This window comes from Nonomuraea sp. NPDC052129, from assembly GCF_040680095.1.
Lineage (GTDB): Bacteria > Actinomycetota > Actinomycetes > Streptosporangiales > Streptosporangiaceae > Nonomuraea.
In genome coordinates this window covers 1-14,528 of sequence record NZ_JBFAVX010000060.1, presented here as the reverse complement: position 1 = coordinate 14,528, position 14,528 = coordinate 1, and the positions used below count along the sequence as shown (strand labels likewise).

Here is a 14,528-nt window from a genome sequence, read left to right as displayed (position 1 = left end):
CGCCGGGCCGGCGCGGTCGCGGGCTGCTGGCAGCTCTTCGTCTTCACCGAGCAGCGTTCCTTGGGCTGGCTACCTGAGCGGGTCGCTTCACTCGGCCAGCGCGCGGCGCAGGGCGGCGCCGAGTTCGGCGATCTGCCGCTGCGACACCTCGGCGGACAGGATCGCCTGTGATCCGTGGAAGGTGCCGGGCCACTGGTGCAGCTCGGCCGACACGCCCGCCCGCAGCAGTCGCAGCGCGTACGTGATGTCTTCGTCGCGGTTCGGGCAGAATTCCGCGGTGGCGATGTAGACGGGTGGCAGGCCGGACAGGTCGTCGGCCCGCGCCGGGGCGGCGTACGGCGTGGCGGGCGTGGAGCCCAGGTAGTGCCGCCATATCGCGGTGACTTTGTCGCGATTCATCCACGGCGTGTCGGTGAAGTGCCGCGCCGACCAGGTCTCCTGCCGATCGTCAAGTCCGGGCTGGTTGAGCAGCTGGAAGCGGATCGGCGGCCCTTGCTCGTCACGCGCTCGCAGCGCCACCGCGGTCGCGAGTCCGCCACCGGCGCTGTGGCCGCCGACCGCGATCCGTTCCGGGTCGCCGCCGAGCTCGGCGGCGTTCTTGGCCGTCCAGGTCAGCGCGGCGTAGACGTCGTCCAGGGCGGCCGGGAACCGATGCTCGGGGGCCAGCCGGTAACCCACCGAGACCACCACCGCACCGGAGACGTCCGCGAGCCGGGAGGCCCAGGGGTGCTCCGTGTTCAGGTCACCCATGACGAATCCGCCGCCGTGCAGCCAGACGATGGCGCCCTGCGGGTGGTGCGGGCGGTAGATCCGTACCGGCACGTCCGGATCGGCGGGCACGGTGCGGTCCTCGATCTCCAGGTCACCGGTGTCGGGTGGCGGCAGCCAGCGCGGCGAAGTTCTTGCGTTCGGCGACCGGGTCGGTCAGGTCGGCCTTGGGGAACAGCGGGATGAATGCTTCAAGTTCGGGATCCATGTCAGACATCTTCATGGTTGCGACCTCCGGGATCATCCGCCATCCGTCGGACGTTCAGCCTCGATCACGCACCGCTCGGCGCCCCTGCCCCCGTTGGACCAGGGCTGCGGAAAACCGCAGGTGTGAACGGGTGAGCGCCTCATTCCGCGGGGTGTGTGGCCCGGCTTAGCCTTCCTGGCCATGATCGGAAAGTTGTTCGACGTCCCACGGCGGCTGCCGGCCGGGCTGGCGGCCCTGCTCACCCTGATGGCGGTGATCATGCTGTCCGCCATGGCCGACAGCACCATGCAACCCCTGCCGGCCAGCGCCTCGAGCGCGCAGTTCAGCGCCGAACGCGCGCTGGCGCACCTGAAGGAGTTCGCCGCTGAGCCACGGCCCATCGGCAGCCCGGCGAGCGGCCGGGCCAGGGACTACCTGGCCGGGCAGTTGCGCGCGGCAGGGCTTCAGGTCGAGATCCAGCGTTCGGTCGGTGCCTGGTCTTCCGCTGGGCTGGCGGCGTTCGGCCAGGTCGACAACATCGTGGGCCGGCTGCCGGGAACTGGCTCGACCGGCACCGTGCTCATCGCCGCGCACTACGACTCCGCGGCCATGGGACCGGGCGCCTCCGACGACGGCGCCGCGGTGGCCGCGATGATCGAGACCGTCCGGGCGCTGCGCACCGGTCCCGGCATGCGTAACGACATCGTGCTGCTCATGTCGGACGGCGAGGAGGACGGCGTGCTCGGCGCCGAGGCCTTCGTCCGCGACCACCCCCTGGGCAAAGCCGGCGGCGTGCTGCTGAACTGGGAGGCCCGCGGAGTCAGCGGCCCCTCGTTGATGTTCGAGACCACCGCCGGCAACTCCCGCCTGGTCGAGACCTTCGTCGACGCCGTCCCCGCGCCGCGCGGTCACTCCGCCATGGTGGAGGTCTATCGGCTGCTGCCCAACAACACCGACTTCACCCCGCTGACCAAGGCCGGCTTCACCGGCATGAACTTCGCCTATATCCAGCGTTCCTCGCTCTATCACACCGCGGGCGACTCCATCGCCAACCTCAACCGGGGCAGCCTGCAACATCACGGCACCAACATGCTGGCGCTGACGCGCGCCCTCAGCGAGGCGGACCTGCGGACGCTGACCTCCGATCAGGACGTCACCTACTTCCGCGCCCTCGGCACCATGATCACCTACCCGGACCGGCTCGTCTGGCCGCTGGCGGTGCTGGCCCTCCTCGCGGTGGTGGGCCTGGCGGTGCTGACCCGCATCAGGCGACTGCTGAGCCTGCCCCGGCTGATCGCGGCCGCGGTCTCGGCCGTGGTGCCCCTGGTGCTGTCGGTCGCTCTGGCCCAGGGATTGTGGGAACTGCTGGTGGCCTGGCGGCCCGCCTACGACCTGATGGGCGGGCTGCTGCACCGCCCGCGGCCGTACCAAGGGGCGATCGCGGTCCTGTGCGCGCTGGCGGTTCTCGGCTGGTATCTGGTGCTGCGGCGCAGGCTCGGTCCGGCGGCGCTGACCGTCGGGGCGCTGACCTGGCTCGCCGGGCTGGGCATGCTGTGCGCGCAGGTCGCTCCCGGTGCGTCCTTCCTGTTCGCCCTGCCGGCGCTGCTGGGCGCGCTCGGCTGCCTGGCCGCCGCCTTGTCGCGCGGACCTGCCTGGGCGCGGGCGACCGCGGCGATGCTGGGCCCGATCACGGCCGCGATGCTGCTGCCGTCCCTGGCCGGGGACGTCTTCGATGGGATGGGGCTGGCACTCGGCGGGGTGAGCGCGCTGATACTCGCACTGTTCGGGCTGACTGTGGTGCCGATCGCGGAACTGTTCCTGCCGGATCCCGCCACCCGCCGCCTGCCGGATCCCGACACCCAGCTTCCGCCGGACCCCGCCGCGCGGCTCCTGCCCGAGCTCGCCATCCGGCCGAAACGCGCTGTCCTCCTCCCCGTGTCTCTGGTGGCCCTTCTCCTGACGACGGGACTGATCGCCACCGGGCTCGTGGTGGACGACTTCGACGCCAGTCAGCCGCAGCGCACGCACCTGGCCTACGTCATGGACGCCGACGCCCGCACCGCCCACTGGGTCAGCGCCGACACGGACCCGCCACAGTGGACCAGGCAGTACGTGACCGGCCACGACACCACCACGCTGCCCGCCGGGTACGCACGAGGCACGCTGTGGACCGGTCCCGCACCCGCGATCCCCGCCGACGGCCCGCGAGCCACCGTCCTGGCCCACCGCGAGGGCACGCTCAAACTGCACGTGACAGCGGGGAAGGGCGCGCGCTCGCTGACGCTGAGGCTCGACCAGCCGATCAGCCACGCCACCGCGTCGGCCGGCCGGTTCGGGTCGGCGAGCGTGCCCGTGACCGGTACGCGAGCCGGAACCTGGCCCTCAGAGATCCGCTTCCGTGGCATCCCCGCCCAGGGAGTCCAGATCACCCTGCGCGTACCGGAAGCGGACCGGATTCGCCTCACCGTCATCGGCGAGACCGACATGGCCGGGGTGCCGGGCTTCGCCCCCAGACCTCCTCACCTGGTCGCGGCCACCAGGGAGGACGGCGACCTCATCGCGGTCACCCGCAGCTACTCCTTGATCCCCGAGCGCCTGCCGTCCGGGCCGGGCACGGGCGCGCGATGATCACGGGTCGGACGTCGCGTGTTCGGAACCGTCCATGTCGAGCAGAACCATCTTGTCGTGTGCGCAACGCCCTCCCAGAGAGAGCCGGGTCAGCCGTTGTTGACCCAGTCCATGTGTTCGATCCAGTGGTCGATCGGACATGTCGGCACCGGGGCCGCCGCATCCTTGCCGTGTACCCAATCGGCGAATGTGCTCGTCTGCTCGACAACGGCATTCAAATACGCGGGTGTGTCCATCGCTGCACCTCCAAGTGCTTTGTGATCTTCCCGAAATTCTCGGGCCAGGTCACTCAATGCCGACCGCCAGCCGGTGTCGATGATCAGGGGCTACCCGTGGTATCCGTACCTCGGGGGCCGGGTTGTCGTGATGGGTGACTCAGGTCGTCTCGCTTTGGCCTCCGTCGATGACGTCGTCGACGCCGATGATGTTACGAGCTGTGCCGGTAACGAAGAATAGGACGATGGCGGACGGCCTCGTCGGGACCTTAGGGAGTGGACAGGTGCCCAGCACCCGTACACGGCGTTCAGGACGAATCGCGCCAGAGCGCCCGCGCTCCGCTCGCGGGTGATCTCACCAAGATGGTGACCGCCTCATCCTTGCCGGCGAATTCGATCGCGGCGTTCACCCTGCTTTCCCCAGGTCTGGGTAAGCGTCGCCGCCTTCCACAGCTGCGACGTTAAGCAGTGTTGTGGTTCATTCGGTCGCGGCGAAGGTGTGGTTGACGACCTCTCCGGGGGGTGGCGAGGTTGAACTTGATCTCCGGGAGCGCCTGGGCGTACCGGACGGTGATCATGTTCAGGGCGGCCTTCGACGAGCTGTAGGCGAGCTCGTGGAACTTCGAGGAGGGCTGCTCCGGATCGGTCACGACCGAGAAGGCGCCGACGGCGCTGGACACCATCACCACCCGCGGATGGCCGTGCCGGTCGGTGTGCTCGGGAACCAGCCGTACGGCCTGGCTCACCGACTCGTCCGAGGTCACGTCCAGCGGGACCATGACCACGTTCGAGCCGCCGTCGGCCAGTTTGCCGGCGGCGGCCTGTCCGTGGCCTTCGTCGCGCGAGCCGAGGAAGATCGTCCAGCCCAGTTCGGCGAGTCGGCGGGCCGCCTCGAAGCCGAGTCCCTTGTTGCCTCCGGTGATCAGCACCGAGGTCTGTCGCGAGTTCGTCATGCCCCATGGACGACACGTTCCGCTCGGCTGTGACGCCGTGTGAGGCACCTCGCATCCGCCCGGCCGTCATACCTGCGGATGAGGTCACGTCCATACCTTCGCTCGATTCCCTTCTGACCGGATGCGGTCAAAGATCGGGACATGCGAAGATTCGTCGCCCTGTTATCGGGGCTCACAATCCCGCTCCTCTTGATCACGCCGGCCACGGCCACCGCCGAGCGGACCGAACCGGCCCCTGCCGCGATCTCCTGGACGCCGTGTCCGGAGGTTCCTGAGATGGACTGCGGGACGATCACCGTTCCTGTCGACTGGAAGCATCCGGAAGGCGGCACCTTCCAGGTCGGGGTCGCCCGCCGCAAGGCCACCGACCCGGCGGCCAGGATCGGTGTGCTCACGCTGGGGGCCGGTGGCCCAGGTGGTTCGGGAGTGAACCTGGTCCTCACGAGCCCGCGCCGCTTCAGCCCCGAGGTCCTGCGGCGCTTCGACATCGTCGGCCTCGACCCGCGCGGCACGAACCGGAGCCACCCCATCCTCTGTTCCACGGACCTGCTGACGCAGGCGCCGGAGCCGCTCATGAAGAGCCCGGCCGACTTCGACCGGATGGTCGCCTACAACAAGCGCCTGCGCGACGACTGCCGGGCGCGTACCGGCCCGCTGTTCGACCACGTCGACTCGCTCAGCACGGCGGCCGACCTCGACGCCTTCCGCGCCGCGCTCGGTGAGCGGCAACTGTCGTTCTGGGGCGGTTCGTACGGCACCCTCCTCGGCCAGTTGTACGCCGAGCGCTACCCGAAGCGGGTCCGCGCCTTCGTCCTCGACAGCACCATGGACCACAGCCTGGGCACGCAGGCGTTCATGGACACAGAGACGTGGGGCGCGCAGGACGCCTTCAACGAGTTCGCGGCCTGGTGCGACCGGGACAGCCGCTGTCTCCAGCACGGCCAGGACGTCAAGGCGTTCTGGCGGGGGCTGCTGGAGCGGGCCGATCGCGGTGAACTGCACGTACCGGGGGAGCCCGACGTCCCGGTGACCGCGTTCATGATCGCCAACGAGGCGCTGGGCGCCTTCTACGATCCCTTCAACTGGCTGGCGCTCTCCCAACTGCTCGCCGATCTTGACACTGGCCAGGTGACGGGTGACAACACGTTGCGGATGTCGCTCACCGGCGCCCCGAAGGCCAGCGCGGAGGAGGTCAGCCCGAACCCGTTGCAGATCTTCTGTCTGGACTACCGGCTGCCGATCCGGGACTACCGAGAGTTCGCCGGGCACCTGCGCCGTATGGCCAAGATCGCGCCCGAAATGCGGTACAGCCCGATCGCGCTCGCGACGAGCGTCGCCTGCCTCGGGACGCCAGGCCCGATCCCCAACCCGCAGCATCGCCTGAACGTCCGCACGGACACGCCGCTGCTGGTCGCCAACTCCCTGCACGACCCCGCCACCGTCTACCCGTGGGCACTCGGCGCGACCCGCCAACTGGGGCGTTCCGGGCGGTTGCTCACGTACGAGGGCTGGGGGCACATCGTCCTGGGGCGTGGAGCGTGCGGCAACCAGATCATCGAGTCCTACCTGCTCACGCAGACACTCCCGGCGAAGGGAGCCCGTTGCCCGGCGGTCCCGCCCGCTGAGGTGAGCACGCTCAGCGAGCCCGTCGCTCCGCAGCCCGGCACGCCCGGCTGGGGGTTTCGCTTCTGACGGCCACCCCCCTGGAGCTCCTGATCAGCACCCACTCGTGCACGTGTCGCGGACACGTGCACGAGTGCTTGATCGACTTCGCGTCGGCGGCTCGTTTGGGGGCGTTCGATTTGAGGCCCCACGCTGCGGAATCACCACAGGTCACGGCTATATCCGACCGAAATTTCGTCAGTGCTACCGGGACCCCCCACTGGGCTCAGCCTCATCCCGCCCGCGCTGGCCCTGGCCGGCTGGGCCATGGAGCACATCGCCGACATCGAGGCCGGCAGAACCGCGTACGAGGCCCAGCACTCACCGGCTAGTTCAGATCGATGAGAAGGTCGCCGAGGGCCTTGCCGAGGGCTTCGGAGTTGGCGGGGTTGAACCAGGTGGTGCGGATGCGCTCGTTGCTCCCGTTCGGGGTCTCGTGATCGGCCGCGAGCCGTTGCAGCGAGCGGGTCTCGTCGCTCAGGGAACGGCCGACGCCCCGGAAGAGGCTGCGTACGTAGCGATCCGCGTCGTCGGCGGCGATGCCGTGCTCGACGGCCCATGACGCGAGCGTGGCGAGGAAGGAGTAGTGGGTGGTCAGCGTCCCCGTCAGCGCGGAGAAGACGTTGAAGGCCGCCTCGTCCGCGACCGGTTGCGCCCCGCCCAGGTGCTCGAAGAGAGCGTCCACCACCGGGTGCGACGGGTAGGTCACCGTGACGCAGCGACGCTCTCGTACGGTGGGCAGGGGGATGGCCCGCACCAGCGGCGCGTCCGTGGCGAGCGTCCGGCGCAGCTCGTCGTTGCCGACCCCGGCCATCAGGTTCACCACGACCTTGCCCGCACTCACCCGCAACCCGGCCAGCGCTTCGTGCCGGTCCGGGCGCCGGACGGCGATGACCACCACCTCGGCGCGATCCACCACCTCCTGGTTGTCCGCGCACACCCGCACGCCCTCGTAGCGCTCGGCCAGCTCCGCGGCGGTGCGAGCGCCGCGCGGGGAGAGAAAGACCTCCGGCGATTCACCGCCCCCGCCACACAGGCCCATCACGATGGCCCGCCCGATCTCGCCCACTCCGATGATGCCGATGCGCTGCACAGTGTCCGCCCTTGTCGTGCGTGATGGTCGTGACCCATGGTGCTCCGGCCGCGCGACTACCCGGAAGGCGGGGTTACCCAGCAGGGAATGAGGCGCGGTCGGGTTCGGGGAGCCATTGGTGGTCCGGGTCGAAGGGCTGGTAGTCGCGGGTGACGAAGTCGATCAGCGCGGTCAGCAGCGGGTGACGGTTCTGGTGGTGGTGGAGCAGCAGGAACGGGTACGCGGGCACGGGATCGACCAGCGGGATCCGTACGATGTCCGGACGCCAGGGCAGGCGGGTGCGTTCGCCGACGATGCTCACCCGCCCGGCGACGCCGACCTGTTCCACGAAGTGCTCCCAGCCGAAGTCGGGCCCGGAGACGTCCATCGTGATGGCGAAGTCGGCGCCGAGGGAGTCGTAGAACTCGGCCCATTCGCTGCCGGGGGCGTTGCCGGGCATCCACACGCTGGTCCCTGAGAGCTGCGCCATCCGTACGGACGGCTGATCGGCGAGCGGGTGGTCGCGGTTGACCAGGAGGTGGAGGGGCTCGCAGAAGGCGGGGACGGCTCGGAGCTCCTCCTCCAGCGTGCCGCTGACGCGGCAGTAGGCGGCGTCGACGGAGCCTCGGGTGAGGGCGGCGCGGGCGCTTCTGTACCCGTTCGAGGTGATGATCTCGATGTCCGCCTCGGCGGTCGCGTCGTGGAAGGCGCGGATCAGGTCGATGGAGGCGACCCGGGTGTCGAGGACATCGACCCGCAGCGCGCGCCGCCGTCGGCGCAGCCCCTCCCGCGCCTGGTCGGCGATGCCGATCAGGGCGCGCGCGTGGGGCAGGAACGCCTGGCCGTCCTCGGTGAGGTCGGCCCCGTTGCGCGAACGGAAGAACAGCCGCAGGCCGAGATCGGACTCCAGCTTCGCGATCCCCTTGGAGATGGCCTGCTGGGTGATGCCCAGACGGGCCGCGGCCTCGCTGAAGGCGGTCCTCGGTGACGGCGACGCAATAAGCGGGTCATCGAGTCGCTGGCCACGGCGGGCGCGTTCGACGGCATGGGGCATCACCGCAAGGCCCTGGTGGCGGTCCACGAGCAGGCCGTCGACGCGGTCGTCGACGTCAAGCGCAACGAGGCGCACGGTCAGGACTCCCTGTTCGGCGAACCGGGACAGACCGGCGCCATGGCGCGACAGGGATGCTCTTGAACCTGGAACCCTTCCAGGTCACCCCAGGGCCGGCGTTCTACGGCGACATCAAGGCCCTGTTCGGCCCCAACGCCATCGCGTACGGCGGGACGTAGGTGTCTCATGGGCCGTCAGCATGGCCGGGTGGTGAAAACGGATGCCGGGATGGCCGAGCTCGCGGAGGCGTTCGAGGCCGCGAACCTCGACGAGCTTCCGGCCGACCGGGCGATCACCAGGATCATCGCCGTGTTCCTGCGCAACGGCGCCAAGTACGCGGCCGTGATCCGTCAGGCGGACGACTTCTGCGACCCCGCCGCCGTCGAGCGTGCGAGCAGGCCCATCCGCGAGGTCATCGCCCGCGGCATCCGCGACAAAGTGCTCGCCGCCGACCTGCGCGAAGACGTGGTGTTCGCCATGTTCTCCGCGATCGTGGAACGTGCCCTCTGGCTGACCGTCGGCGAGGTCACCACGCCCGAGGAAGCCACCGAAGCCGCTGTGACGATCTTCCTCAACGGCGCACGCGTCTACGGCTCGCGGGCGGAAGATCCAGGCAGCTCGTACGACGGGAGCGGGGGAAGGGTGCTCGAAGAGGGGTGCAATGCCTCGGTGAGCAGGGCGAAGTAGCGCCGGCGATAGGCGCCCGCCCGATCGGTGGGATGCACCGTGGCCATGGTCATCACGATGACCGCCACCACATCGCGGACCTCCAGTTCCGGGCGCGCCACTCCGGCGTCGATCGCGCGTTGCAGCGGCGGTTCCAGGGAGCGCAAGAAGCGCTGACCGGTTTCGGCGGCGAACGGCCCGCATCCGGGCCCGCACTCTCGACGTCGGGCACCGCGTCATGGCGACTCCGCGACTCACGTCCCATATATCTAGTTTGATGCTTATGGGGTTGTGCGTCACCCTAGGCCGCTGGCGCCCTAAGTGACGGCGATGGCGGGAGCCACGCGCGCCGATCCGATGCCGCGGTCGGGCTTGCCCAGCCGGAAACGCACCTTGCCCTTGAGCACGGTGCCGGATTCGGCTTGGCCTTCGGTGAGGCCCTCGCCGGGAAACAGCGTGAACGTCCACCTCGCGTTCGATTCGCAGTCGGGCAGGTCACGCCCGCTTTGCAGGACTCGGGCGCCCCAGAGCTGACGGATCATCAGCTCCCTGGTGTCCGTTCCCGCCACCGTGAACGACGCCGCCGGCCCGTCCACGACTTGGTGGTGACTGCCCAGAGACGGCCCATAGACCCCGGTGACCGTGGCGACCATGGTCCACGGCCTGCCGGGCCGGACGCCGAGGACACCTGCGGGCAGCCGCGCGTCGAACACGTCCTCGGTGGGCGTGCCGAGCTGATCCGCTCGCATGGCCGCGGTCATCGGGCCCCGGGTGTCCAACCGACCAGGGTCGGGTACCAGCAGAATCCCGTACGTCGCCTCCTCCGCGAAGCGAGCCGAGGCGAAGTGGTTCCGAAGCGCGAGCACCGCGCGCCCGGCGACCTCCCACAGATCGTCGGAGAACGCGGCCGCCAGGTAGTCAGGCGTCACCGCCGGTAGCCCGGCCCGCGCCACCGCTTCGGCCACGGATTCGCAGCACGACCACCCGGACTCGGCAAGCCGCGCGATCTGCTCAGCCTTGAACGACATCACTCACCCGCGATCGTCACAGATCCTTCTCATCGAGTACACCCTCATACAGGCCCGCCAACTCGGTCGTCTCCACGATCTCGGCGAGCCGCTCCAGGGCGTCCGGACGGGTCAGCGCCGCCCGCTTGTCCTCGAACTCGGCCAGGGACATGTCCAGCTCAAGGACTGTGATCACCTGCCGGTCGTCGGCGACATTGCGCGAGACGCTGACCTTCGCGGGATAGCCGTCCGTATCCTCCGGAACCCAAGCTTCCTTGAACTGCTCATACGTCACACCAGCCTTCAAGGTTCGTACGAACACCGCACGCAACATCGCTGCCCCTCCACAAGTGAAACGGACCGCCGAACGCGCCCGAGGCTCACGATACGGACATCGAGCTTGGAGACTACTCGGCTTCACACCGAGCGCAGCAGTGTGCCGATGACGACTCCGCCCCTGCCGCTCTTCGAACAGAGCGACGAGAGATCAGGGGCGGATGAGCGCCTTGAGGGCTTCGCGGTCGGCCATGGCGCGGTAGGCGTCGGGGATCTCCTCCAAGCCGACGGTGCGGTCGAAGACGCGGCCCGGGTCGATGACGCCATTCAGGATGTCGGGCATGAGTTCCTCGATGTAGGCGCGGGCCGGTGAGACGCCGCCGGTCAGGGTGATGTTCCGCATGATCATGGCAGGGCCGATGGGGCCGTCCTCGTACTGCGGAACCCCCAAGCGGCTGATCGTGCCGCCGTCGATAACAGTGGCGAAGGCGGTCCGCAGCGCCTGCAGGGCGCCGACGGCCTCCACGACGCGATCGACGCCGTCGCCGCCGGTCAGCTCGCGCACCCGGGTCGCGCCTTCGTCGCCACGTTCGGCCACGACGTCGGTGGCGCCGAAGTCGCGGCCCAGGTCGGTGCGGTCGGTGTGCCTGCCCATGAGGATGATCTGTTCGGCGCCCAGGCGCTTGGCGGCGAGCACGGCGGACAGGCCGACCGCGCCGTCGCCGATGACCAGGACGCGGTCGCCGCGCCGGACGCCGGCGGTGACGGCGCCGTGGTGGCCGGTGCCCAGCACGTCCGAGAGCGTCAGCAGGGACGGCAGCAGCGGGCTGCTCTCTTCCACGGGGAGCTTGACCAGGGTGCCGTCGGCCTGGGGGACCCGCACTGCCTCGCCCTGGCCGCCGTCCACGCCGTCCAGGCCGTAGCGGCCGCCGTGGCGGCAGGAGGGCTGCAGGCCCTTGCGGCAGAAATCGCAGGTGTTGTCGCAGTAGGTGAACGGCGCGACGACCAGGTCGCCCGTCTTCAGGGTGCGCACCTGGGAGCCGGTGTCCTCGATCACGCCGAGGAACTCGTGCCCCATCGGGCGTCCGGTGCCGGTGGCGGGCATGGACTTGTATGGCCACAGGTCGCTGCCGCACACGCAGGACAGCACTACGCGGACGATCGCGTCGGTGGGCTGCTGGATCTTCGGGTCGGGCCGGTTCTCGACGCGGACGTCGCCGGCACCGTACATGACGGCTGCACGCATGACGTGCTCCTTTGGATTTCGGGAAGGGTGGTGGACACAGCTGAAGGTGAGCGGGTCAGCGCTCCAGCATCCGCAGGCCGGCCTCGGTGTGGGTGTCGCCGGCAGCCGGGGGCAGGCTGCTGAGCGCCGTGAGCTGCTCATCCGACAACTGGATGCCGTCGGCGGCGGTGTTCTCCTCGACCCGGCTCACACGCTTGGTGCCGGGGATGGGAGCGATGTCGTCGCCCTGGGCCAGCAGCCAGGCCAGCGCGACCTGCGCCGGGGTGGCGCCGGCCTCGGCGGCGATGGCTTGGACCTCGTCGACCAGGCGGAGGTTGTGCTGGAAGTTCTCACCGGTGAAGCGCGGGTTGCCGTGCCGGAAGTCGCCTTCGGCGAAGCCGTCGGTGGAACGGATCTTCCCGGTCAGAAAGCCGCGCCCCAGCGGCGAGAAGGGCACCAAGCCGATGCGCAGCTCGCGCAGCAGCGGCAGCACCCGCTCCTCCAGGCCCCGGGTGAACAGGGAGTACTCCGACTGCACGGCGGTGACCGGGTGCACGGCGTGCGCGCGGCGGATGGTGTCCGGCCCGGCCTCCGACAGGCCGATGTGGCGGATCTTGCCCTGCCCCACCAGCTCGGCCAGCGCGCCCACGGTCTCCTCGATCGGCGTGTTCGGGTCGACCCGGTGCTGGTAGTACAGGTCGATGTAGTCGGTGCCCAGCCGCTTCAGCGATCCCTCGACCGAGGTGCGGATGTTGGCCGGGCTGCTGTCGAGGTTCCACGGGCCCGCGCCGGCGTGCGCGATCAGGCCGAACTTCGTCGCCAGCACCACTTCCTCGCGACGGCCCTTGAGGGCCCGGCCGAGGAGTTCTTCGTTGGTGTACGGCCCATAGATCTCGGCCGTGTCGATCAGGGTGACGCCCAGTTCCAGCGCCCGGTGGATGGTACGGATGGATTCGGCCTCGTCGGTGCCGGAGCCGGTGTAGCCATGGGACATGCCCATCGCGCCCAGCCCGATGCGGGAAACGTCCAGGTCATGCAGTTTGATGTGCTTCATCGTTGCTATCTCCGATAGATCGATACGTTGATGGCGTGTATCGAAGGGATGCAAGGGCCCCTCACGAGGCGTCATGCCGCGTCCGATCGCGGGTGGCGCGACATCGTCACCAACATCCATCGTGCTCTGCGCATTCGCCCGGTGGCAGACCGTGCTGTGCCGGGGAGTCGCGTTCAGGGGTGTGACAGGGCCCCCCTCGGCCGCGCGGTTCGCGACCGGCGGCTGTAACACTGAAAGCATGGCTGAGCAGCACAACGACGCCGGCGGCAGCGAGCTGGGACGCTTTCTGCGCGCCCGTCGCACCCAGATCACCCCTGCCGAGGTCGGCCTGACCGCCGGCCCCGGCCTGCGCCGTACCCCGGGTCTGCGCCGGGAGGAACTCGCCACCCTGGCCGGCGTCAGCATCGACTACTACACCCGGCTGGAGCGCGGCAAGGAGACCCGGCCCAGCCCCGCCGTCATCGACGCCCTCGGCCGCGCCCTGCGCCTGGACGAGGACGAACACGAGCACCTGCGCAGCCTCGCCGCCCGAGCCGCCCGCTACGCGCCCGAACCGCCGCCCCCGCCCAGCCGTACCGTCCGCCCGCATCTGAAGCTCCTGCTGCAGACCATGCGCCCGAACCCGGCCTACATCGTCAGCCGCAGCATGGACCTGCTCGCCTGCAACCCCGGCGGGCTCGCCCTGTACTCCGGGATGGACGACTGGCCGGCCAAGCAACGCAACCTCGCCCGCTACCTGTTCCTCCACCCCACAGCCCGCGAGCTGTTCTCCGACTGGGAGAACCAGATCCGCGGCTGCGTCGCCCGGCTGCGCGCCCAGGCCGGCACCGATCCCGACGCCCCCGACCTCACCAACCTCGTCGGCGAACTCCTGCTCAAGAGCCCCGACTTCGCCAAACTCTGGGAACGCTACGAGGTCACCGGCCGTAAGAACGCCCGCAAGACCTTCCGCCACCCCCACGTGGGGACGATCACCCTCGACGTCCAGAGCATGCACCTGGAAGGCACTCCCGGCCAGCGCCTGGCCGTGTACGTCGCCGAGCCCGGCACCCCCGACTACGACGCCATGGTCCTGCTGGACCTGGCCACCCCCCACCACGCCGCGCAGACGGCCGAAGAGCACCAACGCTGACCCATCAGGCGTGCGTCATTCTGGCAAAATGATCAAATGCCAGATAAGGGCCGCAGGTGATGGAACCACAACATTCATTACCACCCCCGCATCCTCCACGCCGTCCCCGATGGCGCCCGGCGGGCTCTCGACGTCGGCTGCGGCGAAGGCATGCTCGCCCGTGACCTGCGGCAGGCCGTGCCGCAGGTCATCGGTATCGATCTCGACGCGCCCAGCATCGACCAGGCCCGTGAGCAATCGGACGACGTCGACTACGTCCTCGGCGACTTCCTCACCCACCCGTTCGAGCCCGCCTCGTTCGATGTCGTCGCGTCGGTGGCCACCCTGCATCACATGGACGCCGCCAGCGGGCTGGCCCGGATGCGGGATCTGCTGCGTCCCGGTGGCGTCCTGGCCATCATCGGCCTCGCCCGCAGCACCTCGGCCACGCAGGCGGGGGAACGACTACTTTGCGGTTCTACGCCGCTCCAGGCCCGCAAGCTGCGGCCGATCAGGTTCTGCGTGAGATGACCATGATGTATTCGCAGGGAGCGTTCGTTCGGTTGGCGAAGCCGTGGTCCGCGTCGGCTTGG

At 69.5% G+C, this 14,528-nt stretch carries 14 protein-coding genes; 5 read left to right on the top strand and 9 right to left on the bottom strand.

Going from position 1 to position 14,528, the window contains the following annotated elements:
• Positions 1–87: 87 nt before the first annotated feature.
• Positions 88–840 carry an alpha/beta hydrolase gene (locus AB0L53_RS57745; RefSeq protein WP_364015148.1) on the bottom strand — a complete coding sequence of 251 codons (753 nt, stop codon included), beginning with the start codon at positions 838–840 and terminating at the stop codon, positions 88–90.
• Between the two features lie 316 nt (positions 841–1,156).
• Between AB0L53_RS57745 and AB0L53_RS57740 the strand changes: the two genes are divergently transcribed.
• Positions 1,157–3,583, top strand: a complete 2,427-nt coding sequence (locus AB0L53_RS57740; protein WP_364015145.1) for a M28 family peptidase — start codon at positions 1,157–1,159, stop codon at positions 3,581–3,583.
• Positions 3,584–3,672: 89 nt separating this feature from the next.
• On the opposite strand, the gene AB0L53_RS57735 is transcribed toward AB0L53_RS57740, so the two are convergent.
• Together AB0L53_RS57735 and AB0L53_RS57730 are read right to left on the bottom strand one after the other, a co-directional pair.
• A complete protein-coding gene (locus AB0L53_RS57735; protein WP_364015142.1) occupies positions 3,673–3,819 on the bottom strand; it encodes a hypothetical protein in 147 nt (48 codons plus the stop codon).
• 440 nt (positions 3,820–4,259) lie between these two features.
• The gene (locus AB0L53_RS57730; protein WP_364015139.1) at positions 4,260–4,751 is read right to left on the bottom strand and encodes an SDR family NAD(P)-dependent oxidoreductase; all 492 of its coding nucleotides are present in this window, start codon (positions 4,749–4,751) and stop codon (positions 4,260–4,262) included.
• A gap of 141 nt (positions 4,752–4,892) precedes the next feature.
• Between AB0L53_RS57730 and AB0L53_RS57725 the strand changes: the two genes are divergently transcribed.
• Entirely contained in the window at positions 4,893–6,443 is a 1,551-nt protein-coding gene (locus tag AB0L53_RS57725; protein WP_364015136.1) for an alpha/beta hydrolase, read from the top strand.
• A 298-nt stretch (positions 6,444–6,741) separates the two neighbouring features.
• Here the strand turns inward: AB0L53_RS57725 and AB0L53_RS57720 are convergent, their stop codons facing one another.
• Together AB0L53_RS57720 and AB0L53_RS57715 are read right to left on the bottom strand one after the other, a co-directional pair.
• Positions 6,742–7,506 (bottom strand): NAD(P)-binding domain-containing protein, encoded by a 765-nt coding sequence (locus AB0L53_RS57720; RefSeq protein ID WP_364015133.1) that lies wholly within the window; start codon positions 7,504–7,506, stop codon positions 6,742–6,744.
• A 73-nt stretch (positions 7,507–7,579) separates the two neighbouring features.
• Positions 7,580–8,614: a LysR family transcriptional regulator gene (locus AB0L53_RS57715; RefSeq protein WP_364015130.1), complete on the bottom strand. Its 1,035-nt coding sequence runs from the start codon at positions 8,612–8,614 to the stop codon at positions 7,580–7,582.
• Positions 8,615–8,803: 189 nt separating this feature from the next.
• On the opposite strand from AB0L53_RS57715, the gene AB0L53_RS57710 reads away from it, so the two are divergent.
• On the top strand, positions 8,804–9,283 hold the full coding sequence (locus tag AB0L53_RS57710) for a hypothetical protein (RefSeq protein ID WP_364015127.1): 480 nt from the start codon (positions 8,804–8,806) through the stop codon (positions 9,281–9,283).
• Positions 9,284–9,579: 296 nt separating this feature from the next.
• Here AB0L53_RS57710 and AB0L53_RS57705 read toward each other — a convergent pair whose 3' ends face one another.
• The 4 genes from AB0L53_RS57705 to AB0L53_RS57690 all read right to left on the bottom strand — a co-directional run bounded on the left by AB0L53_RS57705 (position 9,580) and on the right by AB0L53_RS57690 (position 12,824).
• Positions 9,580–10,290, bottom strand: a complete 711-nt coding sequence (locus AB0L53_RS57705) for a hypothetical protein (RefSeq protein WP_364015124.1) — start codon at positions 10,288–10,290, stop codon at positions 9,580–9,582.
• Between the two features lie 16 nt (positions 10,291–10,306).
• Positions 10,307–10,564 (bottom strand): hypothetical protein, encoded by a 258-nt coding sequence (locus AB0L53_RS57700; RefSeq protein ID WP_364015121.1) that lies wholly within the window; start codon positions 10,562–10,564, stop codon positions 10,307–10,309.
• A gap of 192 nt (positions 10,565–10,756) precedes the next feature.
• Positions 10,757–11,791 carry an alcohol dehydrogenase catalytic domain-containing protein gene (locus AB0L53_RS57695; protein WP_364015118.1) on the bottom strand — a complete coding sequence of 345 codons (1,035 nt, stop codon included), beginning with the start codon at positions 11,789–11,791 and terminating at the stop codon, positions 10,757–10,759.
• 55 nt (positions 11,792–11,846) lie between these two features.
• The gene (locus AB0L53_RS57690; RefSeq protein WP_364015115.1) at positions 11,847–12,824 is read right to left on the bottom strand and encodes an aldo/keto reductase; all 978 of its coding nucleotides are present in this window, start codon (positions 12,822–12,824) and stop codon (positions 11,847–11,849) included.
• 238 nt (positions 12,825–13,062) lie between these two features.
• On the opposite strand from AB0L53_RS57690, the gene AB0L53_RS57685 reads away from it, so the two are divergent.
• Entirely contained in the window at positions 13,063–13,956 is an 894-nt protein-coding gene (locus AB0L53_RS57685; RefSeq protein WP_364015112.1) for a helix-turn-helix transcriptional regulator, read from the top strand.
• A gap of 72 nt (positions 13,957–14,028) precedes the next feature.
• Positions 14,029–14,466 (top strand): class I SAM-dependent methyltransferase, encoded by a 438-nt coding sequence (locus tag AB0L53_RS57680; RefSeq protein WP_364015224.1) that lies wholly within the window; start codon positions 14,029–14,031, stop codon positions 14,464–14,466.
• Positions 14,467–14,528: the final 62 nt, after the last annotated feature.

Bases quoted from the DNA above. Each gene is read 5' to 3' on its own strand.
- AB0L53_RS57695 (WP_364015118.1), bottom strand. From the start codon at position 11,791: ATGCGTGCAGCCGTCATGTACGGTGCCGGCGACGTCCGCGTCGAGAAC.
- AB0L53_RS57705 (WP_364015124.1), bottom strand. From the start codon at position 10,290: ATGTCGTTCAAGGCTGAGCAGATCGCGCGGCTTGCCGAGTCCGGGTGG.
- AB0L53_RS57690 (WP_364015115.1), bottom strand. From the start codon at position 12,824: ATGAAGCACATCAAACTGCATGACCTGGACGTTTCCCGCATCGGGCTG.
- AB0L53_RS57685 (WP_364015112.1), top strand. From the start codon at position 13,063: ATGGCTGAGCAGCACAACGACGCCGGCGGCAGCGAGCTGGGACGCTTT.
- AB0L53_RS57730 (WP_364015139.1), bottom strand. From the start codon at position 4,751: ATGACGAACTCGCGACAGACCTCGGTGCTGATCACCGGAGGCAACAAG.
- AB0L53_RS57735 (WP_364015142.1), bottom strand. From the start codon at position 3,819: ATGGACACACCCGCGTATTTGAATGCCGTTGTCGAGCAGACGAGCACA.
- AB0L53_RS57740 (WP_364015145.1), top strand. From the start codon at position 1,157: ATGATCGGAAAGTTGTTCGACGTCCCACGGCGGCTGCCGGCCGGGCTG.
- AB0L53_RS57725 (WP_364015136.1), top strand. From the start codon at position 4,893: ATGCGAAGATTCGTCGCCCTGTTATCGGGGCTCACAATCCCGCTCCTC.